Below are 710 nucleotides of genomic sequence, written 5' to 3' on the forward strand. Positions count from 1 at the left end.
ACAGCCGCGCCCGCGCCGCCCATGATGGCGTTCTCTTCGAGGGTTACCAGCAGTTCATGGCTATCGGCCATTTCCCGCACCAACGCCTCATCCATCGGTTTGACGAAGCGCATGTCGACCACGGTGGCGTCGATTTTTTCCGCTACTTGCAGGGCTTCAGCCAGTTGTACGCCAAATACCAGCATGGCGACCCTGGACCCTTGGCGACGAATCACCCCTTTGCCGATTTCCAGCGGTTCGAGGGTTTTCTCGATGGTTGCATTCGGGCCGGTGCCACGCGGGTAGCGTACGGCCGCCGGGCCGTTGTACAGGTGCCCGGTGGTGAGCATCTTGCGCAGTTCGTTTTCATCGCTCGGGGTCATGATGACCATGCTCGGAATGCAGCGCAGATAAGACAGGTCGAAGCTGCCGGCATGGGTCGGACCGTCTTCGCCGACCAGACCGGCGCGGTCAATGGCGAACAGTACGTCCAGATTTTGAACGGCCACGTCATGCACCAACTGGTCGTAGCCGCGCTGCAGGAACGTCGAGTAAATCGCGACCACCGGCTTGGCGCCTTCGCAGGCCATACCGGCGGCAAAGGTCACTGCGTGCTGTTCGGCAATCGCCACATCGAAATAGCGCTGCGGGTAACGTTCGCTGAACGCGATCAGGTCCGAGCCTTCTTTCATGGCGGGCGTAATGCCGACCAGGCGCGGGTCGGTTGCGGC

Annotated in this window: 1 protein-coding gene; it reads right to left on the reverse strand. The window is 61.4% G+C overall.

All coding sequences use genetic code 11. The features are described 5' to 3' along the window. On the reverse strand, positions 1 to 710 hold a 710-nt coding region (locus TU76_RS24025), incomplete at both ends, for a transketolase C-terminal domain-containing protein (protein ID WP_048352652.1).

It is taken from the genome of Pseudomonas psychrophila (assembly GCF_001043005.1).
Lineage (GTDB): Bacteria > Pseudomonadota > Gammaproteobacteria > Pseudomonadales > Pseudomonadaceae > Aquipseudomonas > Aquipseudomonas psychrophila.